This window comes from Leuconostoc inhae, from assembly GCF_019656015.1.
GTDB classification, from domain to species: domain Bacteria; phylum Bacillota; class Bacilli; order Lactobacillales; family Lactobacillaceae; genus Leuconostoc; species Leuconostoc inhae_A.
The window spans coordinates 44,715-69,707 of the sequence record NZ_BPKW01000006.1 but is presented as its reverse complement, the minus strand read 5'-3'; the positions used below and the strand labels follow the sequence as shown (position 1 = coordinate 69,707).

Below are 24,993 nucleotides of genomic sequence, written 5' to 3'. Positions count from 1 at the left end.
CAGCCTGCCGCTTTACATTAGGAATTTTTTTATTTTGGGATATACAATGTAACAGGTAGCATATCAGATTCTGTAAACACTTGGTTATCAATTTCGTGAAATAGCGTATCGATTAAACGTTGCGCTGCTTGTTGGATTGGTTGGATAATTGTAGGTAGGTCGGGATGGAGTAATTGAACAATTGGTGAGCCATCGTAACCAACGACGATCGTATCTTCTGGGACACGAACGTTGGCATCTCTCAGCGCATTTTGCAATTGAATAGCCATAATATCATTATAGGCAAATATACCATCAATATTTTCAGAAATGACATAATTGACAATCATTTGAATATCATCTTTTGTTGAAATAACATTAGAACTTCGATTTTGAGTTGCTAAATGACTATGGTCACTCACAGCATCTGAAAATCCTTGATAACGTTTCGTAGTTGGTGAGTTAGAGTGATCATCATCAGACAACATCAATAAATTTTTAGCACCTTTTGATACAAGATACTCACCAAGTAGATAGCCACCGCGATAGTTGTCTTCAGATACAATTGGAATATTGTCTGACAAATAACGATCATATGACACAATTGGTAAGAAAGTATCTTTATAAGTTTCAATGTCAAGATTATGCGAAGATGTGATAATGCCTTCAACTTGGTTTGCTGCCAACATTTGGAGATATTGTTGCTCTTTTTCGACGTTGTTAGCACTAGTAGCAATAATTACTTTGTAACCTTTTTCAAACAAAATTTGCTCTATTTCATTAGTTAAGGCTGTAAAAAATGGGTTTTGAATATTTGGAAAAATCAATCCGATAAATTGTGATGATTTACCTTGCAATGAGCGTGCCATCGCATTCGGTTGATAACGCAGTTCACGCATTGCTGCATGAACTTTATCAATTGTTTTTTTACTAAGTGAACCATAATTGTTAATAACACGCGATACTGTTGTAACAGAAACGCCGGCTAGTTCAGCGACGTCATTTAATTTTGCAACCATAATTATAGGCCTCCAAGGGCAAAGAGAACGTACTCTTTATATTTTTGAGTTTATATAATCCATTATACACTGTTTTCCAACGCATTTTTTAGTATTTTTTTATAGCAGTTAACGCTTGACAAATAAAAATGTAAGGTATAATATTGTCCATGTAAGTTACAGTAATCACAATCAGAAAAAGGAGAATTTATCATGGAAGCATTAGTATTAACAGGCATCAAATCATTAGAGCTGCAAGATCTTAAGCAGCCAGAAGTTAAACCAAACGAGGTTAAAATCCATACAGCATTTGCAGGTATCTGTGGAACAGATCATGCTTTGTATGCTGGTTTACCTGGTTCAGCACCTGCTGTACCTCCTATTGTTTTGGGACACGAAAATTCAGGTGTTGTTGCTGAAATCGGTTCGGCAGTGACAAATGTTAAAGTTGGTGACCGTGTCACAGTAGATCCTAACATCTATTGTGGACAATGCAAGTTCTGCCGTACAGGACGTCCAGAACTATGCGAAAACTTATCAGCTGTTGGTGTCACACGTGATGGTGGTTTTGAAGAATACTTTACAGCACCAGCCTCAGTTGTTTATCCAATTCCTGACAACGTATCATTGAAGTCAGCTGCTGTGGTTGAACCTATTTCATGTGCTGTTCATGGTATCCAATTGCTTAAGGTGACACCTTACCAAAAGGCTTTAGTTATTGGTGATGGCTTCATGGGCGAATTGTTTGTTCAACTTTTGCAAGCATATGGTATCCACCAAGTTGATTTGGCTGGTATTGTCGATGAAAAGCTTGCAATGAACAAAGAAAAGTTCGGTGCTAAAAACATATACAACACAATGAAGGGTGACAAGATCCCTGACGCAGAATATGACGTTGTCATTGAAGCTGTTGGTATGCCACAAACACAAGAAGCAGCTATTGAAGCAGCAGCTCGTGGTGGACAAGTTTTGATGTTTGGTGTTGGTGGACCTGATGCTAAGTTTGAAATGAATACTTATGAAATTTTCCAAAAGCAATTGACAATTCAAGGTTCATTTATCAATCCAAATGCATTTGAAGATTCATTAGCTTTGCTCTCATCTGGAAAATTGGATGTCGAATCTCTTATGTCTCATGAATTGGATTACAAAACTGTTGATGACTTCGTAAACGGTAAGCTTGGGGTTGTCTCAAAGGCCGTTGTGAAGGTTGGTGGAGAAGAGGCATAAAGATATGACCGCTAAAAACGTAACAACTAAAGCGACCAGTAGTCGAGGTCGTACGCTTACGATTGGCGCTTCCTTATCATATTTTGTCTTCTCTTTGATAATCAACGCAGCTGGTAATGTCTTGACAGTCGTTACCAGTCAAAAGATTCACCCAACTTTCTTAGGATCAGCTTATTGGACTGCTGCACAAGCAGGCTTCAATAAAGCGGCTTTTGGTGGGAATAGTGCCAGTTTAGGTTGGATATTCTTTGTTGTAGGTGTTTTGACAGCTATTTTAAATGTTTTTTTGCAAGGCCACTTTAATTGGCGTAAATTTGTCGGGAATGTTGCTTTCATGGTACCTTTCTCGCTATTAATTAGTTTTTTTGCGGATATGTTTTCAAAAATACTACCAGATGCACATGGTATTGCTATGACAATAGGTTATACTGTTTTGAATTTTATCGGTGTGATTATGATTGCACTGGCCATATCAATTTACCAACGTGTTAATTTGATATTGCATCCAGCAGACGATTTGATGCAGATTCTACGATTTAAATACTTTAAGGGTTCTGCAGCAAAGGCCATGTGGGCGTCTTATATTCCACCCACAATTATTGGTATTATCGCTATCTTTATGCTACCTGACTTTTCAAATTATGGGTTAGGAACAGTATTTGCCTTTCTATTTCAAGGTGGTATAACAGGTTGGGGAGACAAGTTTGTATTTCCTGGTCTAAAGCATCAAGGTATTTGATTCGAAAGTGGCGGCTCAAAGTAGTCAACCGCCAAAAACGTAAAGTATAGGAGGAATGTCACATGTCATTTTCAGATTATTATTCAGGAGTCCAACATATTGGTATCCCAACCAAAGACTTGGCAGTTGCTGAGAGTTTTTGGACAAAGTTAGGCTTTAAAAAGGCTGGTGATTTTCCAGTTGGTAATGTCATCTTTATGCAACGTGACAATCTAGTGATTGAAACATGGCAACAAGATGAAGTTGCTGGCAAGCCGGGTGCTATTAACCATATTTCAATGGACACAACAAATGCTGATAAAGCATTTGTTGCAGCAAAAGCCGAAGGCTTTAAGTTGATTGACAGTGAAGTCCAACATTTGGCTTTTTGGGAAAAAGGTATTAAATTCTTTAATATAGAAGGCCCAGATGCTGTTATTGTTGAATTTTGTGAGATTGTTAAGTAATAGATTATCAAATGAACCTCTTTTAGACCACGCATTGCTTTATGATGTGTGAGCTTAAGAGGTTTTTTTCTTTGTGAGATTGTTTTAGCAGTTTATAGCAAGAATAAACAACTGCCAATTGAATGATTGCATAAAGTTTATAAAAAATGCTGTTGAGCGCTTGACATACAGTGATCAAATCGATTAAACTATATATGTAAGCGCTTTATATGTTGTTTAAACAGTCAATATGATGTGTTCATTCAAAATAAAGTGATACAAATTCACGTTGTCATTTAGTTAGCGGTGTTTTAACGTTAGTCGAATAAGTAACGACGATAGTTAAATGATAGGTGAATTTGGTAAAATGCACAGGAAAAGGGAAAAATCATGGGATTATTAGGAGCAATTGAAGCAGGTGGCACAAAGTTTGTTGTTGCTGTTGCTGATGAGAACTATAACGTTGTTGAACGTGCTGCGTTTCCAACGCTAGATGGTGAGAAAACATTAGATCAAGTTATTGCGTTTTTTGATAAGTTTGAAAATATCGATGCAATTGGAATTGCCGCATTTGGACCAATTGACATTGTTAAAGGATCGCAGACATATGGTTACGTGTTAGACACGCCAAAACGTGGCTGGTCAGGTTATGATTTTCTTGGTCGTATGAAAGCATGGCGTGATATTCCCTTCTTTTGGACGACTGATGTCAACGGTGCAGGTTGGGCTGAATTTGAAACAGGTGCAGCAAAAGATGTTCAAAATATGGTTTATTTGACTGTTGGAACAGGTATTGGTGCTGGTATTGTTTCAAATGGACACCTACTTAGTGGTTATGGTCATCCAGAAGCTGGGCATATTTTCTTACAAAAACATCCAGAAGATAATTATGCAGGACATTGCCCATTTCACGGTGATAACTGTTTAGAAGGATTGGCTGCTGGACCAGCAATTGAAGAGCGTTGGGGCGTGAGTGCTAAAGAGATTCCAGACGATGACATTGCTTGGAAAATTGAAGCTTATTATATCGCACAAGCAGCGCTGGACTATACAATGATTTTACGTCCTGAGAAAATTATTTTGGGTGGCGGTGTGCCACATCGAGATATTTTGTTCCCGTTAATTCGTGAAAGCTTTTCCGAGCAGATGAGTGATTATCTTGAAGTGCCTGATTTAGAGGATTATATTGTTCCTGTAGCAAATGGTGATAACGCTGGTATTTTGGGTTGCTTCTATTTGGCTAAAACATTACTTTAATTTGCTTACTTTTTGTTAATGGCGCTATTCTATGTTATTATTAACACATAATAATTTCGAGGATAAAAAATGACAAAATTAGCAGAACATACAGAAGACTTACTCTGTCAGAATTTTACTAGTACTTTTCAGATTCTTGGACGCAAGTGGAATGGTTTAATTATTGAGACATTATTGATTAGCGGTCCTAAACGATTTTTAGAGATTTCGCGCGCTATTCCAGTTTGTTCTGATCGTGTATTAGTGGAGCGGTTAAAAGAATTAGAGTCGGAACATTTAATTAATCGGGTGACTTATGAAAATTCTAGTTTAATTGAGTACAAGTTAACCCCAGCTGGTGAAGCGATGAGACCAATGATGGCGGCTGTCCACGAATGGTCTGATAAATACAATAATGTGGCACAAACAAAAAAATAACGACACTGATGCTGTTGCGTGATATACTAGTTGTATAGATGTGTTGTGTGGTTACTTAACATGATGCAAAAATAATTAATTATTAAATTAAAATGCACGGTGAATGACCTAGTAATTATGTTTTTAACAAAAGCGAATGGTATATTTTTGGTGAAAGTATCATGTTGGGGACTATAATGAATTTCAGTCAGGAGTGTTTGACTTAATCGTCAACGTTTGGCCATGTTACAGTCATTAAAGCTGGTGTCAACCAGAAATTTGGGTGGTACCACGGTAGTTAACGTCCCATGTTGTCTTTTTAGACAGCGTGGGATTTTTTTGTTATTTGGATATAAATTTAGTGATTTTTAAGCCACTAAATTTATATTCAGAATTGAAAGGACATGTTTATGAGTTTAATTGAAGATCTAACAACACTAAAAGCTGACGCGGTGAAACGTATTAATGCCACAGGGGCAGACATTGAATCACTGCGAGTGAGCTTGTTAGGTAAAAAGGGTCAACTAACTGCTTTATTGAAGGGCATGAAAGATGTCTTGCCAGCAGATCGTAAAAAAGTTGGTGAAATTGGTAATGATGTCCGTCAAACAATTACGGATATGTTGGCTCAAAAAAAAGCCAGCGAAGACACTGCTAAATTAAATGCACAATTAATTTCAGAGACGATAGATGTCACCTTGCCTGGTAGTGCCCATAAAGTTGGGCAACCTCATGTGTTACAACAAATTATTGATGAAATTGAGCAACATTTTTTAGGCCTGGGCTTTGAAATTATTGACGATACGGTTGATTCACCTGAAGTGGAAACAGATGAGTATAATTTTGAACGAGAAAACTTGCCAAAAGATCATCCAGCGCGTGATATGCAAGATACGTTTTATGTAACACCTGAAATATTACTTCGAACGCAAACGTCGCCTGTACAGTCACGTTCTTTAGAAAAACATGACTTTTCAAAAGGTCCCTTAAAAATGATTGCACCAGGAAAAGTTTATCGTCGAGATACAGATGATGCAACACATTCACATCAGTTTCACCAGGTGGAGGGGATGGTTGTTGGCGAAAATATTACGATGGCTGATTTAAAAGGCACACTATTGTCAATCATGCAGGAATTGTTTGGCGAAAAACATCAAATTCGTATGCGACCTTCTTATTTTCCGTTTACAGAGCCTTCTGTTGAAGTCGATGTGTCATGGAATGATGTCACACCAGATATGAAGCCAGAAGATATTGAGTGGATTGAAGTATTGGGAGCGGGCATGACCCATCCAAACGTGTTGAGAATGGACGGCATTGATCCAGAAAAGTACTCAGCGTTTGCGTTTGGTTTAGGACCAGATCGCTTTGCCATGTTAAAATATGGCGTTGATGATATTCGTCAGTTCTACTTAAATGATGTCCGGTTTTTGTCACAATTCAATCGAAAGGGTAATTAAGTATGAAAACGAGTTTGAAATGGTTAAATGAATATTTAAATAACAGCATTGATTTGAATCCAGATGCTGTTGCAGAGTTAGCAGAACACGTGGAACGAACAAGCGTTGAAATTTCTGACTCAACGACGTTAGCTAGACAACAAGACGGACTGGTTGTTGCAAAAGTTATGTCTGTGATACCGCATCCAGATTCAGATCATATGGTAATAACTCAAGTAGATATTGGCGAACCGACCTTAACTAAAGTGGTCACTGGCGCGCCCAACGTGGCTGAAGGACAACTAGTTGTGCTAGCAAAAGTTGGCGCGCACATTATTAATCATGAAACAGGTGCATTAATCGAGTTAAAACCTGTTAAATTACGTGGTGAAGATTCTAATGGTATGTTGGTGGCGTTGCAGGAAATTGGATTTGACAATAAAATTGCACCAAAAGATTTTGACACGGGTATATATGTATTTAATGACCGTGATCAGGTTAAGCCTGGTGATGATGCACTGAGCATTTTAGGCATGACAGAACCTGTTTTGGATACTGATTTAACACCAAACCGTGCGGATATGTTGTCAATGATTGGAACAGCTTATGAATTTGGAGCTATGCTCAAACAGTCAGTGACAATACCAGATTTTGATTTGATAGAATATGAAACGCCCGCAAGTGATCAAATATCTGTTATCATTCACGATGATAGTTTGGCACCGAAATATGCCATGCGGGTTGTTAATCATGTTAAGGTTGGTGATTCGCCACTCTGGTTGCAAAAAAGGTTGTGGAATGCTGGCATGCGTCCAATCAATAATATAGTTGATATTACTAATTACATGATGTTGATGTATGGGCAACCGTTACACGCTTTTGATTTGGACAAACTAAACGGTCAAAAAATATATGTACGTCGTGCCGAAAATGGTGAAGAGCTAGTTACCTTAGATGGGCAAAAACGTGATTTGCGTGCTGGCGAGGACATTGTCATTGCAACTGATAAAGCGGCTTTGATGTTGGCTGGTGTGATGGGCGGATTAGATTCAGAAGTTGACGAAAATACGAAAAATATTGTGTTAGAGGGTGCTATTTTTAATCCGAGTTTGGTACGTGCCACAGCGCGCAGACACAATTTACACTCTGAAGCATCGGCACGATTTGAACGTGGCGTAAACTGGGATGCAACTTTTACCGCATTAGATCATGCTGCCAGTTTAGCGGATGAACTCGCTGGCGGTCAAGTGGCTCGTGGACGGGTTACTGCTGCCGATACTAAACGTGATAACATTGTGCTATCACTAACTGCTGAGCGTGTTAATAAAATATTAGGGACTCAGTTAACTTTAGATAATATTACGGTATTTTTCAAACAATTAGCGTTTGACTATACAAACAATGGTGTCAGTCTTGATATAACGCTACCAGCACGACGCGCAGATATGAGTATAGAAGCAGATTTAATTGAAGAAATTGCACGATTGTATGGATATGATAATTTACCGGTGACATTACCATATGGCCCTACAACGCCTGGAAAACTAACACTGCAACAACGAAAAATAAGAGCAAGCCGACGCATTATGGAAAGTTTAGGTTTAAATCAGGCCATTTCTTATGCGTTGACAACGCCTATGAAAGCACAACAATTTGCTGAAGATCGTACAGCGAAAGTTGTGACTTTAGATTATCCTATGAGTTCCGATCGAACGACTGCACGCCAAAATTTACTAGCAGGTTTGTTAGAAGATGTGGCTTATAATGTCAATCATTTTGTACATGATATCGCACTTTATGAACAAGGTCGTGTATTTATTGCCAAGGCGAATAATGATGAATTACCAATCGAAATTGAACATATTGCTGGGATTTTAACTGGTGATAATGAAGCCTCTTCTTGGCAACATTTAAAAAAGGCACGTACTGTTGATTTTTATGATATTAAAGGCATTGTATCAGCTTATTTGGATCAAATTGGTGTTGAAAATGTACGATATGTTGCAACAGATCGACATGCCAATATGCATCCAGGTCAAACAGCAGATATTTACACAGCAGATGTTTATCTTGGATTTGTTGGTCAAATTCATCCGCTACTTACTAAATCACAAAAAATGGCAGCAGTGTTTGGTTTTGAGTTAGATTTGTTTGCCGTGATGGCTGCGGCTAAAAGTGATGTGCAATACAATAAAATTTCACGCTTTCCGCAAATGAGTCGTGATGCAGCTCTGTTAGTGGGTAAATCAGTTCAACATGCTACAATTGAGCAAGTTATTCGTCGTACTTCGGGCAGTAAATTAGTCGATGTTACGTTATTTGACGTTTATACAGGCGAAAATTTGCCAAATGGTAAACGGTCATTAGCATATAGTTTGACTTATCAAGATAATGATGAGACATTAGTTGAAGCAGAGATTAATGCAGACTTTGAGCGAGTAACAGATGCCTTAGTTAAACAACTTAATGTGGAAGTGCGTTGAGTTGTTTTCTAATTTAATTTGAGTTTGGTCTAATTTCACGGTATAATTAAATTTGGACTATAACTTTTACAAGGAAAATTCATGGCTAAAATAATTGTACACGGTGGCAAACGCCTCCATGGTGAGGTCACAATCGGTGGCGCAAAAAATTCAACAGTTGCACTCATTCCAGCCGCTATTTTGGCTGACACACCTGTCAAATTTGATACGGTACCGCAAATCTTGGATGTTAAAAATTTACAATTGATTTTGAATGCGATGAATGTTCATTCAGTTTTTGCGAATGGTAATTTGGATATTGATCCAACGCAAATTCGAGAAAGTGAGCTACCAAGTGGTGCGATTAAATCGCTTCGTGCATCGTATTACTTTATGGGTGCATTGCTTGGACGTTTTAATCGGGCGACAGTGACATTTCCTGGTGGTGACAATTTAGGTAGACGGCCAATAGATCAACACATCAAGGGCTTTGAGGCACTCGGAGCAACCGTTACTGAAAGTAATGATATTATTCATATTGATGCGACTGATCATGGCTTGATTGGTGCTCGTATTGCTTTAGATACAGTATCAGTTGGGGCCACAATTAACATTATTTTAGCTGCAGTACGTGCTAAAGGTCAAACTGTGATTGAAAATGCAGCACGTGAACCTGAAATTATTGATATTGCAACATTTTTAAATAATATGGGTGCTAATGTTCGTGGTGCTGGAACTGATACAATTCGTATTGCAGGTGTACCTAGTTTAAAGGCAAAAAATACGCACACAGTTATTCCAGATCGAATTGAAGCTGGGACATACATGAGTATGGCTGCGGCTTTTGGTGATGGTGTGACAATTAAAAATGTCATTCCAGAACATTTGGAATCATATACTTCAAAGTTAATAGAAATGGGTGTTAACCTTGATATTGGCGAAGACATGATTCATGTTTATAAATCAGATGATTTGAAACCAGTAGCCATTAAAACGATGCCTTATCCTGGTTTTGCAACAGACTTACAACAACCAATAACACCATTGTTACTGATGGCGGATGGCGAAAGTACTATTCAAGATACAATTTATCCAAAGCGAGTCAAACATATTGCTGAATTACGACGTATGGGCGGTGACATTGACTCTGAAAAACCAGGTAAAATTCGAATTAATTATTCACCGCGTCTTATTGGAACAGATGTTCAAGCAGCTGAGATTCGAGCAGGCGCTGCTTTGATTATTGCAGCTATTATGGCCGAAGGTGAAACGGTTATTAATGACGCAGATCACATTTTACGTGGTTATGATCGTATTCAACACAAACTGACGCAGTTAGGTGCTGAAGTGTCTATTGAAGGCATTGATTTAATTAATCTTATGCCTTAATGATAGGCAATGCAGTATGTTGTTGCAATTTAATTATTAACATGCTAGAATATACTAGTTATAGACTGACTCTGGTACAGAAGTATCAGGGCGCTAAGGAGAAATTACCATGCAAGCAGAAATCCATCCCAACTACCAACCAGTTGTTTTCCTTGATGCAACAACAGGTAAGAAGTTTTTATCAGCTTCTACTGTAACATCAAATGATACAACTGATTTTGAAGGTACAGAATACCCAGTTATCCGTATGGATATCACATCAGATTCACATCCATTTTATACAGGTAAACAGAAGTTTACACAAGCGGATGGTGCAGTCGACAAGTTCAACAAGAAATTTGCTGGATTTGGCTTCAAGAACAACGAAGATAAGTAAGTCATTGTTCTTAATAAAAGCGTTCACTTTAGTGAACGCTTTTATTTTTTAAATTATAATTTAAGAAGGGAAAATATCTGGAGATAATTAAGTGAGCGACAAGACAAAATTACAACGTGTTATCGCAAAAGCTTAATTCCGATATATTCATATTATGGCTCGAACAATTCTCCCTGTGAAATTGCATGAAAAAATAACAGTAACAATTGATGATATACGGATTGATGGCATGGGAGTTGTTCATTTGACACCGACATATCCGCTGTATATTGCTGATGCGATGCCAGGTGAAAAAGTACTTTTAGAAGTAATTCAAGTAGACAAATTTTCTGGTTACGCTAAGGTTATTGAAATCATTGAGGCATCAAGTAAACGTCAAAATAGTCATCGCCAATATTTGATTGCTGCTGGTACTGCACCACTTGTGAATTTTAAATATGACGCACAGCTTGAGTTAAAACAAAATCAAATTCAGAGACTATTCCAAGAAAAAAACATGGCAGTGACAGTTGAAAATACGATTGGGATGGAAAATCCAACCTATTATCGTAATAAGACGATTGTGCCAGTTAAGTGGCAGGAAGGTCATTTGACAAGTGGGTTCTACCGACGTGGTAGCCATGAACTAGTGCCTATGACAGATTATTTTGTTAACGATCAAGCTATTGATCAAGCCATTATTAAAGTACGGCAGGTGCTAGAAAATTATAAAATCAGTGCATTTGATCCTGATTTGGAAAAAGGAACGATCAGGTACATTATGATTCGACGTGGCTATTATTCGCATGAATTAATGGTTGTGCTCGTATCAAATGATAGCGTTATTAATTTTGAAAAAGAAATTGTTCAGGATATTGTGGCGCAGTTACCTGAAATTAAAAGTTTAATATTTAATTTTAGTCCAAAGAAAGATTTTGTTCTATTGAGTCCAAATAATAGAACGCTTTGGGGAGCAGATGCTATTCACGATACGTTACTAGGGTACAATTTTATTATTGGACCAAACTCGTTTTATCAAGTTAACCCACAAACAACGGAAGTGTTGTATGATTTAGCTGCCAAAAAGGCTGAACTTAAACCAACAGATGTTGTTATTGATGCCTATTCCGGTATTGGTACGATTGGCATAACAATTGCTAATCGCGTTCGGCAGGTAATTGGCGTTGAAGTCATTCCTGGTGCAGTGGCGGATGCTCAAAGTAATATGCGTGCCAATAACATTAACAATGCTGCTTATATCCTTGCCGATGCACCAAAACAATTTGCAAAATGGCAATCAGAAGGTTTACAACCAAACGTTGTGTTTGTTGATCCACCACGACGAGGATTAACTGGTGAGTTAATTCAGGCAACAACTAAAATGGGACCAGATAAATTGGTTTACATTAGTTGTAATCCGGTAACATTAGTACGTGATGCAGCTGAAATTATTCAAAATGGCTACCATATTGATGACCCTATTGTGCCAGTTGATCAATTTCCACAAACATCTCATGTTGAAAGTATTACAATATTCAAGAAAAATTCTTGATATAATGGCTGTATAGTAAAAAACAGTGATTACTTGTTAGCGTATTGTATGACTACTCACGGTCAACTGGGAAAGTATCGATAGTAGGTCGACAAAGCACTTTTATTTTGGAGAACAAATGAACTATGAAATAACAGAAATTGGCCGTATATTAAAAGCGCCAACTCAGGGAAATGGGTTAATAACAGGTGTCGCGTTTAATTCGCAACAGGTAACAACAGGTGACTTATTTGTTGCATTGGTTACGGATAACGATGGGCACAACTATATTCAAAATGCATTAGATAACGGCGCTGCCGCAGTATTAGTTGACAATAAACATGTCATAAATACTGAAATACCAGCAATTATAGTTGATAATACACTAACTGCCTTACAACAGTTGGGAGAATATCAACGTAATCAAATTAATCCGATAGTCATTGCTATTACTGGTTCTAATGGTAAAACAACTACCAAAGATATGTTGTTCTCAATAATGGCTACATCGCATCGTACATTTAAGACACCAGAAAACTTCAATAATGAAATTGGTGTACCAATGACACTGCTTACGATGCCAGAGGATACGGAAGTTTTAGTGGTTGAGTTGGGGATGGATCGTCCAGGACAGTTAACTATTTTGTCTCATCTAGTTAAACCGGATGTGGCTGTGATTACCATGATTGGCGAAGCACATATTGAATTTTTTAAAACACGTGCAAATATTGCGCGTGCAAAGTTAGAAATTGTTAGTGGTTTAAAAAATGATGGCGTATTGTTTATTCCGTTTGACGAACCCTTGTTGACAAAGGCAGTGATTCAACAAAAAATCATTCGGTTTGGACAAGACGTTCATGACATAAAAGCGTTTTCAGATCACACAATGTTTGTTTATCACAATAGTCAGTTTGCAATTCCTTTAATTGGTAGGTATAATATTATGAATGCGCTCGCAGCAATTTCAGCGGGTATCTTATTACATATTGACTTAAAAAAAGCCGTAAAGGCGCTACAAACATTTGATTTGACTAAAAATCGCACAGAAAGGCTCGTTACAGCTCGCGGTGTTGTTTTGATTAGTGATGTGTACAACTCAAATCCAACGGCAGTGGCAGCAGTTTTGGCGACATTGAAAGCAATACCAGCACCACACAAATATGTGGTACTGGGTGATATGTTAGAATTAGGCGATCAAGCAAATACATTGCATGCTAATTTAGGACAAAAGGTATTGGATTCAGATGTTGACGGTGTTTATTTAGTTGGTCCATTAATGAATAAAAATATGGCGCCAATTATACAAGCACATGTTGATTCAGTAGATTTGCATCAATATGAAATAGATCAGCTAGACCGACTACGTTTAGAGTTACAAACGCTAGGCGAGAAAGATGATGTCATTTTGTTAAAGGCAAGTCATGGTATACATCTAGAAACCGTTGTTAACGCATTAATGACATAAGTTTTTTATTGAATTGGGGATGCAATAATGAAACGGACACAGCATTATCGCCTGCAATCTAAACGATGGAAACGAATTTGTGCAATTCTATTAACTGTCATTATTTTGTGCATCTGCAGTTTATATCTGATAAAACATAAGCCAGTGACTTCGAAACCCGAGTCAAAGGTAGTTAAAAAAGCAGATAAACCAGCATCTAAAGGTGTCATAAAAGGCTTAAACCAAAATGTTTTTTTGGAAAATAATGATTTGTCGGTTAGTTTCAATACACAATTAAAGGAATCAGGTTTTATTGGTACAGCTTTAGTCGTTCAAAATAATCATGTGATTTTACAAAAAGGTTTTGGTTATGCTGATAAAAAGAAAAATCGATTAAATGATGCACAATCTCTTTACCAAATTGCGTCAATTCAAAAAGGTTTTACTGCGACTTTAATTATGCAACAGATTCATGCAGGAAAATTGCAACTCAATACGTTATTGAGTCAATACTATCCGAACATACCTGATGCTAATAAAGTGACAATCAAAGAATTGCTCACAATGACAAGTGGATTAACAGAAAAAGCGAATGCCAGTGTATTCACTACGGAAGCTGAAAATGTTGCGTTTGATGCTGAACATACAACAGTTATAAACTCAGCCAAGTGGTCATACCAACCAATTAATTATCGCTTATTGGCTGGTATTCTGATGAAAATCACACATAAAACTTATTCGGAACTGTTCAATGAAGCGTTCAATAAAAAGTATCATTTGAATGTATCAGATTATAAAGATTTTATGAGAAATCAACATCGGACTATTGGTTATAAAAATGCTGATTATAGCCAATTAGCATCAGAAAGTGCACTGTCTTATGCTTTTGAAACTGGCACTGGCAATATGGCGATGACAACTGGTAATTTGTATACTTTTTATCGTTTGTTAATTGATCATGTGATGTTAAATAAAAACACATTGAACACGATGTGGCAACATCCTGTAACCAGCCACTATGCATCTGGTATGTATCATTATGACGAGTACAGCACAGCACATGGTTTTATATTAGGGTTTGAGCCAACAGTCATAATGACAAAAAATGGTCAAGATGCTGTGATCTTGATGAGTAATGAAAATGTAAAAGGGCAAAGCTGGCAACCGTTAGCTAAACAGCTGTTTGCACAAATGACAGCGATTAAAATCATAAAATAATTTTAATCGCTTACGCGCCAAAGAGCGCAGAGGAGAAAAATTTTGAAGTTTAGTGAATTAGGTTTATCACAAGATATTTTAGATGCCATTACAACACATGGTTATGTCGAAGCAACACCGATACAAGAAAAAACGATTCCTTTAACACTTGCTGGTAAAGATGTTATTGGTCAAGCGCAAACAGGAACTGGTAAAACAGCTGCCTTTGGTTTGCCAATATTGGAACACATTGATTTAGATAACAAAAATATTCAAGCATTAATTGTGTCACCTACACGTGAATTAGCTATTCAAACAGCTGAAGAATTAAAAAAATTGGGCCGTGATAAGCATGTGGATGTTCAAGTTGTTTTTGGTGGCGCAGATATTCGTCGTCAAATTCAAAATTTGAAGTCACATCCACAAATTTTAGTTGGCACACCTGGTCGCTTACTTGATCATATCAATCGTAAGACTGTTAAAATTGAACATGTTAAAACATTAGTTTTGGATGAAGCCGACGAAATGTTGAACATGGGATTCTTAGAAGATATTGAATCAATCATTAAGAACACACCTGCTGAACGTCAGACGTTATTGTTCTCAGCAACAATGCCACCAGCAATTAAGCGCATTGGTGTCAAATTTATGACGAATCCAGAACATATTCAAATTGAAGCCAAAGAATTAACAACAGATTTGGTTGACCAATATTTTGTTCGTATGCGTGAAAATGAAAAATTTGATACAATGACGCGTATCTTTGATGTGCAAGCACCAAAGTTGGCGATTGTGTTTGGTCGCACAAAGCGCCGTGTTGAAGAATTAGCTCGTGGCCTAGAAGCTCGTGGGTATCATGCTTCTGGTTTGCACGGTGATTTGACTCAGCAAATGCGTTCGCGTGTTTTGGCGCAATTTAAGTCACATGAAATTAATATCTTAGTTGCGACAGATGTTGCGGCTCGTGGTTTGGATGTTAAAGATGTGTCTCACGTTTATAACTTTGATATTCCACAAGATCCAGAATCTTATGTACACCGTATTGGCCGTACTGGTCGTGCAGGAGCTAAGGGTGTATCAGTAACGTTTGTTTCTCCTAATGAAATGGACTACTTACGCGCTGTTGAAGACCTAACAAAGAAACGTATGACAGCATTGGAACCTGCTTCACTACAAGATGCACGTGTTGGCAAAATCAAAAACGCAGCTGGTGAAGTTAGCAAAATTGTTGAGGCAGCTAATGCCAAAGAAATTCAATCAGAAGTTGATAAATTAACAGCACAGTATTCATCTGAACAATTGGCTGCTGCATTGTTATCATCAGTTGCTGATCTAGAAAAGCAAAATACACCAGTTGAAATTACTCGTGAACGACCACTACCAAGACGCCGTGGTAATGGTGGTGGTAGCCGTGGTGGTGATCGCCGTCGTGGTGGAAACAGCGGTGGTGGTTATCGAGGTAACCGTGATCGTCGAAGTGGTAATGGTGATTCACGTTCTAGTAATGGTGGCGGCGGACAACGTCGTGAATCATCACGTGACGGTGGTTCAGGATCAAACGGAGAACGTCGTTTCAGTGATTACAAGCGTCGTGATGGTCGCTCAACAGAACGTCATTCAAACAATGGTGGCGCACCGCGTCAACGTCGTGAATTTACAGTACGTGAAAAAGATTAATTAGTAGAAAGTGTATAAGCGAGTTCTTATTAATAAAGTATGACAGCTTAAACACATGCGATGAAACCGTCCAAACAACATTTGGGTGGTTTTTTCATTGTTTTGCTATAAATATGGAGACTAAAATGAAAACAGTTGCAGATGCCATTAACTTTATACATGGGCGGCCAAAAGGCAGTCGAAAAGAATCAATGGATCGAATGTACGCATTACTTAAAACGTTAGGAAATCCACAAGATCAGTTACCACCTGCTATACATGTAACAGGCACAAATGGTAAGGGTTCTGTAGCTACCATGACAAGCAATATTTTACGTGTGGCAGGATACAAAACCGGTTTATTTGTTTCTCCCTATATTATTGATTTTTGTGAACGTATTCAAATTAATAATGAGATGATTCCTGAAGCACATTTAGTAACCATGACAAAAAAAGTTACTGAAGCTTTAAAAAAAGTAGATATACAATTGGCCCCAGATATACCGACAGAATTTGAAGTATTGACAGCAGTTATGTTTACCTATTTTGCACAACAAAAATTAGATGCACTAGTTATTGAGGTCGGTATTGGTGGGCAGTTGGACTCAACTAATGTTATGCCAAATGCACAAGTAGCTGTAATAACGAGTATTGGCTTAGACCATCAAGTATTACTGGGTAATACAATTGAAGAAATTGCATGGCAAAAAGCAGGTATTATTCATAATAATATGTCGGTTGTCGTTGGTAATTTACCTGAAAATGCCCGTCGAGTGATTGCTAAGCGTGCACAAGTAGCTTTGATTCAAGGGCAACTGAACGTGTTTGAACAAGGTTTACCAGGTAAATATCAAATTCAAAATACTGCGACAGCAGTAGCAGCTGTCGAGGCTTTTGATAGTAATATTAAAACTAGCGATATTCAACAGGGATTAAGAGAGAGCCATTTTGAAGCACGTTTTGAACTCATTAAGCCAGATGTTATGATTGATGGTGCGCATAACGCTCAAGGCTTAAAAGAACTTTATCAGTCACTGAATACGCCTGTTTATCAAGCAATGACAATGACCTTAATTATTGGCAGTTTAAGCGATAAAAATGTTGTATTTGCTTTTGATGATATTTTGAAAAATAAGCGTTTCCAGATTATATTGGTGCCTTTTGTTGGTCCAAATGGGCGTCATAGCTTAGATATTGAGACAGTGTCACAAAAATATGGTGTTAAAGTGGCTCATAATTGGCACGAAGCATATCATCAACGCAACACAGATATGACGATTTTTACCGGTTCTTTATATTTTGTTAGTGAAGTACGAGGAGAGATATGCCAAAATTAGAAGGAAAATTATCAACACGTTTAATTCTTAGCGTCGTGGCAATAGGGTTGTTGGGATTTTCTGACATCATGCTGGAAACAGCGTTGAATGTTAGTTTTCCACTATTAATGACAGAATTTAATGTGACATCTAGTACGGTGCAATGGCTGACATCTGGCGTTATCTTATTGACAAGTATGGTAGTTATTTTATCACCATGGTTAAAACAACGTTTTACAAATAGAAGCCAATTTATGGTGGCAACAGTGGTTTCAATTGTTGGTGTGCTGATCGATGCTGTGAGTGGTAATTTTGAATTAACATTATTTGGTCGACTATTACAAGGTATTGGTGGTGGCGTAGGTATGCCGCTTATGTACAATGTTATTTTTGAACAAGTACCTGAAAACAAACGCGGCACAATGGTTGGGATAGGATCACTAATTATTTCGTTTGCGCCAGCAATTGGGCCAGCTTTTGGTGGTTATTTAACTCAGAATTTTGGTTGGCGTACAGTCTTTTGGGTTGTTTTACCAGTTCAAATGGGGTCGTTGATTCTTGGATGGTTTACTATTAGGCAAGTGTCACGCTTAACAAAAGAAAAATTGGATTTAGTTGGGTGGTTATTGCTAAGTGCATTCTTTGTAGCTGGAATTTTTGTTATTGAGCGTATTAGTACGTACGGTGTGACAAATATTACGAGTATGATTTTGCTTTTGATTATGTTTGGTGGTATTATTGGCTATTTGTTTTATGCCAAACATGTTGTTAATCCATTGTTAAATCCAAATATTTTCAAATTCAATATATTTTCGTTAAGCATCACTGCCTCATTTATAACGCAAGTTGTTAATTTAACCTTTAATTATGCATTGCCCATGACAATACAAATGGTTTTATTTCAAAATTCACAGGTTGCAGGTCTGGCCCTGTTACCAGGCGCTTTAGGTTATGCGTTAATGGCGATTATATCAGGTCGACTTTATGATCACTATGGTGCAAGACTACCAATCATAATTGGTTTGGTACTGATATTTATTGGCACAATTATGATGGCGATGTTGCCAATTAGTTTATACGGTATGCTATTTAGTTTTATGGTTATTCAACTTGGCGCGGGCTTCTGGTTTGGTAATAATATGACCTATGCAATTAGTCATGTACCCACCGATTATCAAAGTGCAGGAAATTCGATTTTTACAGCTACCAATAATTATTCAGCGGCAGTTGGTATTGCTTTAGCTGCAGGCATCATTTCAATTTTCCAAAAGCATGCAGACTCTGCCAAACAATTAATTATCGCCACCCACTTAGGTGCGACATGGTTATTTAGACTAGATGCTTTGTTAATTGTGCTAGCAGCAATTATTTCTGTTTGTGCTGTAACAATTGTGAATAAAAAAGGTTAATTACGTATCATCTCTTAGAGGTGAATAATGACTTTAAATGAACAAATAAAAAATTTTTATACAGTACTTGGTCAAAATGGCAAAAACGCATTAACAGAATTACGACATCACTTTCCAAATGATTATGATTTGAATGAAATGACGCACGATGCTGCAGAAGATTTTATTTCACAAAATCCAACACAAAATAAAGCGTTACTTATTGGTGTAGATATTGGTAAACATATTGCTATGGCAACACGTCCAAAATTATTAAGCGCTAAATTTTCAGAAGAAATTGGTTACTATGCGCAACGACAAATTGGTCATTTGCCTCAAGAACAATTGTGTGTTGCGTTGCTTGATGCACAGCTAAGTGTTATTGGTTGGGAGACGATTTTTGTAGGCAGCTTAACGCATGTCCAAGCTTCGCCACGTGAAATTTTCCAACGTGCCTTGCGTGCCAATGCACTGGGATTTATGATTGTGCATAATCATCCGAGTGGGAATTTGAAACCATCGGATGCTGATGTGCAATTTAGTCAACGATTAAAGTTGCTTGGTGAACAAATGACAGTGCCAATGTTAGATTCGTTTATCGTAACACGTGATAGTTACTGGAGTATGTCGGAAAACGCGCCATTAAAAAGTATTGTCTAAAAAAGGTTTTGCTATTATTTTTGGTAAAATCTTTTTTTGTATAGATAAAACTGGTAAAATGGAGTGGACTGAAATTGTATAATGAACGAGGAAAAAATGACAAATAAAAAACCAGCAGTATGGTACGAACATCTCCATACTGAAAAACATACAGGTGCACGCCGTGGTCGCATTCATACGCCGCATGGTACCTTCGAAACACCAATGTTTATGCCTGTTGGTACACAAGGTGCAGTAAAAGGTGTGGGAACACGAGAGCTAAAAGATATGGGTTCGCAATTTATTTTAAGTAATACCTATCATTTATGGGTGCGTCCAGGAGATGAATTGATTGCTCAAGCTGGTGGCTTACATAAATATATGGGATGGGATCAGGCAATTTTAACGGATTCTGGTGGATTCCAAGTGTTTTCATTATCTGATGCGCGTAAGTTGCAAGAAGAGGGTGTAACATTCCAGAACCACGTTAACGGTGATAAAATGTTTTTGTCACCTGAAGTGGCTATGCGAATACAAAACAATTTAGGTTCGGATGTCATGATGCAACTTGACGAGGCAATTCCTTATTTTGAAAGTTATGATTATATTAAGGAGTCAATGCAGCGATCACTGCGCTGGGCAGAACGCGCACAAGTAGCTCATAAAAACCCAGATTCGCAGGGATTATTTGGCATTGTTCAAGGCGCAGGATTTAAAGCTTTACGTACAGAGTCAGCCAATGGTTTAGTAGGCATGGATTTGCCGGGATATGCGGTTGGTGGCCTCTCAGTTGGCGAATCAAAGTTAGAAATGAACCGCGTACTAGATTTCACCATGCCATTATTGCCGGAAGATAAGCCACGTTATCTAATGGGTGTTGCTGCACCAGATTCTTTGATAGACGGAGTTATCCGGGGTGTAGATATGTTTGACTCAGTTTTGCCAACACGTATTGCCCGCAAAGGCACGCTAATGACACGTCATGGCCGTGTGGTTATTAAAAATTCAAAGTATAAAAATGACTTTACACCTTTAGATCCGGATTTGAGTTATTATTCAACTAACCCAATTCGAACAAATCAATTTGGTAATCAAAGCCAGTTTGATAATCCCAACTACAATCCCTTTCAAAATTTAACACGCTCTTATTTACATCATTTATTTAATGCCAACGAACTTCTAGGGGCACAGTTAGCGTCACAACACAATTTACGTTATTTATTACAGTTTATGGAAGATATGCGAACAGCGATTGAAAATGACGAATTATTGGAATTTCGCGAGACAGTTATGGAAGAATATGGTTATAATAAGCCAAATGCGCGTTTATTTTAAAAAAAAGTCGCAGAGTTTGATATAATTAATGTATAGTGTGATTATTAAACAGTTCACACAGTTAAGAAAGTAGGAAATACTAATATGAACTTGAGTTTGATTTTCCCAGTTATTCTAATTGTTGGTATGTTTTGGTTTATGAGCCGTCAGCAAAAGAAGCAACGTGCGACACAAGAAGCACGTCAAAATAGCTTAGAAAAAGGGTCAGAAATTGTAACAATTGGTGGCTTGCATGCGATTGTTAGCAGTGTAGATGCTGCTAACAAAACAGTTGATTTGGATGCTGAGGGTGTTATTTTAACATTTGATATGGCAGCTATTCGAACAATTAAGCCAAAAGTTGAAACGACTGAACCAAAGACAGCTGTTGAAGACTTGAAGCCTTCTGAAGATACTGTTGAAAAAATTACGGTTGATTCTGATAAACCTTCAGAAAAATAGGCAATATAATGAAGAGAGCGAGTTGCTCTCTTTTTTGGATGGTAATATAAAATGATAACAAAGTCACTAATCATGAGTGATAATACTAAAATTGTGTATGATGAATATGGTCAATTAAATCATCAAACATTATTTTTATTACATGGAAATGGTAGTTCAGCGCGATATTTTCGTCGTCAAATAACACAATACGAAACATTATTTCATGTAATAGCCATTGATACGCGTGGACATGGTCGCTCTTCTAATGCAAAAAAAAGCATTAAAATAACGGATATTATATTAGATATTAACACCTTACGTTTAAAATTAGGCGTTAATCACATTTTTTTGTTGGGTTATAGTGATGGCGCAAATATTGCAATCAAATATGCAACGCTTTATCCTGAAAATGTCACGAGAATGGTGCTTAATGCACCTAATGTATCAAAAGATGGTGTTTATAAAATATTTTGGTTTATTGATGGTATGGCACAATTTTTCACTGGTGTGCTTGCACATGCCAGTAATTATGCTAGAAGACGCCATGAACAGCTACATATCATGAGTGAATCGTTAGAAATCACATTAGCAGATTTGGCTTTTGTAAAGGCACCTACGTTGATAGTAATTGGTGAGTTTGATTTAGTTAAGCGGCGTCATATTAATTATATTGCACATGCGATACAAAACTCGGAGATTATGATTATAAAACGACATAGTCATTTTGTAACATATACTAATCCCAAAAAATTTAGCCAGCTGGTTATGCCATTTTTACGTAGAGGAATAGTTAATGACAAAGATTAAACATATTTTATCACGATTAATTGTGCCAACGACAACAATTATTCTTGTCATGCAATTGATATTTATGACACGTGAGATTACATGGCGCATGATTATAGCAACAATTAATGAGGTTGCTTGGTGGCAAGCGGCATTATTGATAATATTTGGATTTTTATCTGTTTTAGTGACCACCTACAATGATATTATTTTGGCCAAATGGCAAAAATATCGTATTGAAAAAATTGAGTTATATCAACGTGCATGGTTAATCAATGTTTTTAATATAAATGCTGGTTTTGCAGGTACTGTTAGTATGCTTTTAAGGCGCATACTTTTTTTTGATCAAAATAAACCAAATCAATTAAAGCCTTATTTTCAAATGTATGTATTGAGTTTGACAGGCCTGTTATTGACAAGTATTTTTGCTTTTGTAGCATTAATTTTAAAAGCTACGCCGACGGTTGACGGTACCATGGCATGGTTAGCTGCCATTTTAATGATGACTAGTATTATTGTTATGATATCGTTCATTCCTAAATTACAGTTATGGCTAGGTATGAAGCGTGTAGTCGCAAAAAAATTTATAGGAATTTCGTGCTTAGCATTGATATTGCAAATGGGTTTGTTTATCATTATTGGCATTACAATTGGTGTGTCGTCAATTCAGGTTAGTATGATGATGGTTTTATTTGTTATTGCTAGCACAATTGCCTTTGTATCAATGACACCCGGCAGTTGGGGGTCGTTTGATGTTGCTATATTGCTATTGTTATCAAATGCTGGCATTTCTCAAGGCAAAGCAGTAGTTTGGTTAATATTGTACCGCGTTTTCTATAACATACTACCATTGTTCAGCGCATTAGTCTTATTTGTGTATAGATTATCGCGTAAGTTAAATGTAGATTATCGTGGTGTTCCTCACTATGTAGCGGCAGTTGTAACACATCGCATGATTACTATTACATTTTATTTATTGGGCTTTCTACTCGTGTTGTCTGGGACAATGCCAGATGTTGCGCAAAAAGTTATGGGTCTCAATCGGTTATTATTTTTACCAAGTGGTTATGCCATTGCTAATCAGTCACCAAACATTATATTAGGATTTCTACTGTTAATTAGTGCACGTGGTGTAGCCAATCAGGTGATTCGTGCCTATAAATCAACAATTTTAGTATTGATTTTAGTTTTTGTTTATACATTAATTAGTTATCAACATATAGCCCCTGTGATTTTCGTCACTGTTTTACTCATTGCGTTTATTCTGAGCCAAAAAACATTATATCGTCAGCAGTTTATTCATTCTTGGGAACAACAAGTAGTTGATGGTATTATCTGGGGAACATTAATAGTCAGTTATCTATTACTAGGTGTTGCTCATGCACCGTTTGTTCAACAGCATTTTCATAATTTAAAACATACAGGGATTATGCCATCGGTACATTGGTGGATTATGGGTGTGACAGTTATTCTAATGGTATCAATTTTTAGTATATTATTACTACGATATTTACATGCGCATCAGCAGCAACTTGGCTCGACTTTTGATGAAAAACGGTTAAATAACATTCTAGCAGTTGGGGACACACATTATACCAATTTGGCATTTCTTGGTGACAAACGGCTCTACTATTATCAGGTAAATAATAAAGATGTATTGGCCATTCAATTTAGAATTATTAATAATAAAGCTATGGTGATGGGAGATCCATTTGGTGATGCTAATTACTACGCTGAGGGTATGCAACAATTTGTAGAAGATGCTGATATATTAGGATACATGCCAGTATTTTATGAAGTGAGTGAACGTATAGCTATGTTGGCTCATGAGTTTGGATATGATTTCTTTAAACTTGGTGAGGAAGCGCGCGTGATACTTGAGCAATTTTCGACGTCTGGTAAAAAGATGCAAAATATACGTTCAGTCATGCATCAAGCAACGCGTGGTGGCTTTGAATTTCATGTATTACAACCGCCTTTTAGTCAAGACATCATGCTGCAATTGCGCACAATTAGTAATGAATGGCTCGCAGGTCGAGAAGAAAAAGGCTATTCGTTAGGTTTTTATGATGATCAATATATTCAGAGGTATCCAATTGCTATTTTAGAAAAAAATAATCAGATTGAAGCATTTGCCACACTTGTAACATCGTATACAGAGCAGCAGATGGCGGTTGACTTGATGCGCTTTACCAAAAAATCACCCAATGGCGTGATGGATGTTTTGTTTGTCAATACGATTGCATATGCTAAAGAACAAGGGTTAACAACGCTTAATCTTGGGATGTCGCCTTTGGCCAATGTCGGAAAACACCGTCAAAGTTTCGGACGAGAGCGCTTAGCTAACTTGGTTTATCAATTTGGATCAAAGGTATATTCATTTGAAGGTTTACATCATTATAAAAGTAAATTCACAAAAAATTGGGTACCGATGTATGTTGCTTATTCTAGAAAATCATGGATTTTAATGGTCATGATTGGTCTGTTGAAAATTAATAATAAGGGAGTTGCGCGTGCACCTGAGATAAAAGTCGTGTATGATAAAGATAACGTTTTTTAAATATGAGGAGGGAAAATATATATCAGCCGTTTAATCTAATGAAGATACG

Annotated in this window: 21 protein-coding genes and 1 pseudogene; 20 read left to right on the top strand and 2 right to left on the bottom strand. The window is 37.2% G+C overall.

The genetic code is table 11. The annotated features are described in order from the left end of the window. Window positions 1–29: 29 nt before the first annotated feature. Window positions 30–998, bottom strand: coding sequence for a LacI family DNA-binding transcriptional regulator (locus K5Q14_RS05205; RefSeq protein ID WP_220734774.1), 969 nt, complete (start codon window positions 996–998; stop codon window positions 30–32). Between the two features lie 192 nt (window positions 999–1,190). On the opposite strand from K5Q14_RS05205, the gene K5Q14_RS05200 reads away from it, so the two are divergent. From K5Q14_RS05200 to K5Q14_RS05180, 5 genes and pseudogenes are all read left to right on the top strand, one after another. Beyond that, window positions 1,191–2,207, top strand: coding sequence for a zinc-dependent alcohol dehydrogenase family protein (locus K5Q14_RS05200; protein WP_220734773.1), 1,017 nt, complete (start codon window positions 1,191–1,193; stop codon window positions 2,205–2,207). Between the two features lie 4 nt (window positions 2,208–2,211). Next, window positions 2,212–2,946, top strand: coding sequence for a DUF6198 family protein (locus K5Q14_RS05195; protein ID WP_220734772.1), 735 nt, complete (start codon window positions 2,212–2,214; stop codon window positions 2,944–2,946). Window positions 2,947–3,008: 62 nt separating this feature from the next. Then, on the top strand, window positions 3,009–3,392 hold the full coding sequence (locus tag K5Q14_RS05190; RefSeq protein WP_220734771.1) for a VOC family protein: 384 nt from the start codon (window positions 3,009–3,011) through the stop codon (window positions 3,390–3,392). A gap of 369 nt (window positions 3,393–3,761) precedes the next feature. After that, the gene (locus K5Q14_RS05185) at window positions 3,762–4,628 is read left to right on the top strand and encodes an ROK family protein (RefSeq protein WP_220734770.1); all 867 of its coding nucleotides are present in this window, start codon (window positions 3,762–3,764) and stop codon (window positions 4,626–4,628) included. A 69-nt stretch (window positions 4,629–4,697) separates the two neighbouring features. Further along, a pseudogene (locus tag K5Q14_RS05180) lies at window positions 4,698–4,964 on the top strand (winged helix-turn-helix transcriptional regulator); the annotation flags it as partial. On the opposite strand, the gene K5Q14_RS09940 reads toward K5Q14_RS05180, so the two are convergent. Continuing rightward, window positions 4,922–5,020, bottom strand: coding sequence for a hypothetical protein (locus K5Q14_RS09940; protein WP_505744178.1), 99 nt, complete (start codon window positions 5,018–5,020; stop codon window positions 4,922–4,924). The pseudogene K5Q14_RS05180 and the gene K5Q14_RS09940 overlap by 43 nt on opposite strands. A 414-nt stretch (window positions 5,021–5,434) precedes the next feature. Here K5Q14_RS09940 and pheS point away from each other — a divergent pair, with 414 nt between their 5' ends. The 15 genes from pheS (at window position 5,435) to mprF (ending at window position 24,944) form a co-directional block, all read left to right on the top strand. Then, window positions 5,435–6,484 (top strand): phenylalanine--tRNA ligase subunit alpha, encoded by a 1,050-nt coding sequence (gene pheS, locus K5Q14_RS05175; protein ID WP_220734768.1) that lies wholly within the window; start codon window positions 5,435–5,437, stop codon window positions 6,482–6,484. A gap of 2 nt (window positions 6,485–6,486) precedes the next feature. After that, a complete protein-coding gene (pheT, locus tag K5Q14_RS05170; RefSeq protein ID WP_220734767.1) occupies window positions 6,487–8,946 on the top strand; it encodes a phenylalanine--tRNA ligase subunit beta in 2,460 nt (819 codons plus the stop codon). Window positions 8,947–9,027: 81 nt separating this feature from the next. After that, window positions 9,028–10,314, top strand: coding sequence for a UDP-N-acetylglucosamine 1-carboxyvinyltransferase (murA, locus tag K5Q14_RS05165; protein WP_220734766.1), 1,287 nt, complete (start codon window positions 9,028–9,030; stop codon window positions 10,312–10,314). 109 nt (window positions 10,315–10,423) lie between these two features. Further along, complete coding sequence (locus tag K5Q14_RS05160) at window positions 10,424–10,690, top strand: type B 50S ribosomal protein L31 (RefSeq protein WP_220734765.1); 267 nt, start codon at window positions 10,424–10,426, stop codon at window positions 10,688–10,690. A gap of 154 nt (window positions 10,691–10,844) precedes the next feature. Further along, on the top strand, window positions 10,845–12,221 hold the full coding sequence (rlmD, locus tag K5Q14_RS05155) for a 23S rRNA (uracil(1939)-C(5))-methyltransferase RlmD (RefSeq protein ID WP_220734764.1): 1,377 nt from the start codon (window positions 10,845–10,847) through the stop codon (window positions 12,219–12,221). 118 nt (window positions 12,222–12,339) lie between these two features. After that, window positions 12,340–13,665, top strand: a complete 1,326-nt coding sequence (locus K5Q14_RS05150; protein WP_220734763.1) for a UDP-N-acetylmuramoyl-tripeptide--D-alanyl-D-alanine ligase — start codon at window positions 12,340–12,342, stop codon at window positions 13,663–13,665. 27 nt (window positions 13,666–13,692) lie between these two features. Beyond that, a complete protein-coding gene (locus K5Q14_RS05145; RefSeq protein WP_220734762.1) occupies window positions 13,693–14,862 on the top strand; it encodes a serine hydrolase domain-containing protein in 1,170 nt (389 codons plus the stop codon). 42 nt (window positions 14,863–14,904) lie between these two features. Next, window positions 14,905–16,518, top strand: coding sequence for a degradosome RNA helicase CshA (gene cshA / locus K5Q14_RS05140; RefSeq protein ID WP_220734761.1), 1,614 nt, complete (start codon window positions 14,905–14,907; stop codon window positions 16,516–16,518). A gap of 125 nt (window positions 16,519–16,643) precedes the next feature. Beyond that, entirely contained in the window at window positions 16,644–17,834 is a 1,191-nt protein-coding gene (locus K5Q14_RS05135; protein ID WP_220734760.1) for a bifunctional folylpolyglutamate synthase/dihydrofolate synthase, read from the top strand. Continuing rightward, a complete protein-coding gene (locus K5Q14_RS05130) occupies window positions 17,822–19,222 on the top strand; it encodes an MFS transporter (protein ID WP_220734759.1) in 1,401 nt (466 codons plus the stop codon). The genes K5Q14_RS05135 and K5Q14_RS05130 overlap by 13 nt, the downstream gene beginning before the upstream one ends. 27 nt (window positions 19,223–19,249) lie before the next feature. Beyond that, on the top strand, window positions 19,250–19,861 hold the full coding sequence (locus K5Q14_RS05125) for a JAB domain-containing protein (RefSeq protein ID WP_220734758.1): 612 nt from the start codon (window positions 19,250–19,252) through the stop codon (window positions 19,859–19,861). Window positions 19,862–19,957: 96 nt separating this feature from the next. Further along, window positions 19,958–21,175 (top strand): tRNA guanosine(34) transglycosylase Tgt, encoded by a 1,218-nt coding sequence (gene tgt / locus K5Q14_RS05120; protein WP_220734757.1) that lies wholly within the window; start codon window positions 19,958–19,960, stop codon window positions 21,173–21,175. 84 nt (window positions 21,176–21,259) lie between these two features. After that, a complete protein-coding gene (yajC, locus tag K5Q14_RS05115) occupies window positions 21,260–21,616 on the top strand; it encodes a preprotein translocase subunit YajC (RefSeq protein WP_220734756.1) in 357 nt (118 codons plus the stop codon). Window positions 21,617–21,667: 51 nt separating this feature from the next. Continuing rightward, window positions 21,668–22,405, top strand: a complete 738-nt coding sequence (locus K5Q14_RS05110) for an alpha/beta fold hydrolase (protein WP_220734755.1) — start codon at window positions 21,668–21,670, stop codon at window positions 22,403–22,405. Further along, window positions 22,392–24,944: a bifunctional lysylphosphatidylglycerol flippase/synthetase MprF gene (gene mprF, locus K5Q14_RS05105; RefSeq protein ID WP_220734754.1), complete on the top strand. Its 2,553-nt coding sequence runs from the start codon at window positions 22,392–22,394 to the stop codon at window positions 24,942–24,944. The genes K5Q14_RS05110 and mprF overlap by 14 nt, the downstream gene beginning before the upstream one ends. Window positions 24,945–24,993: the final 49 nt, after the last annotated feature.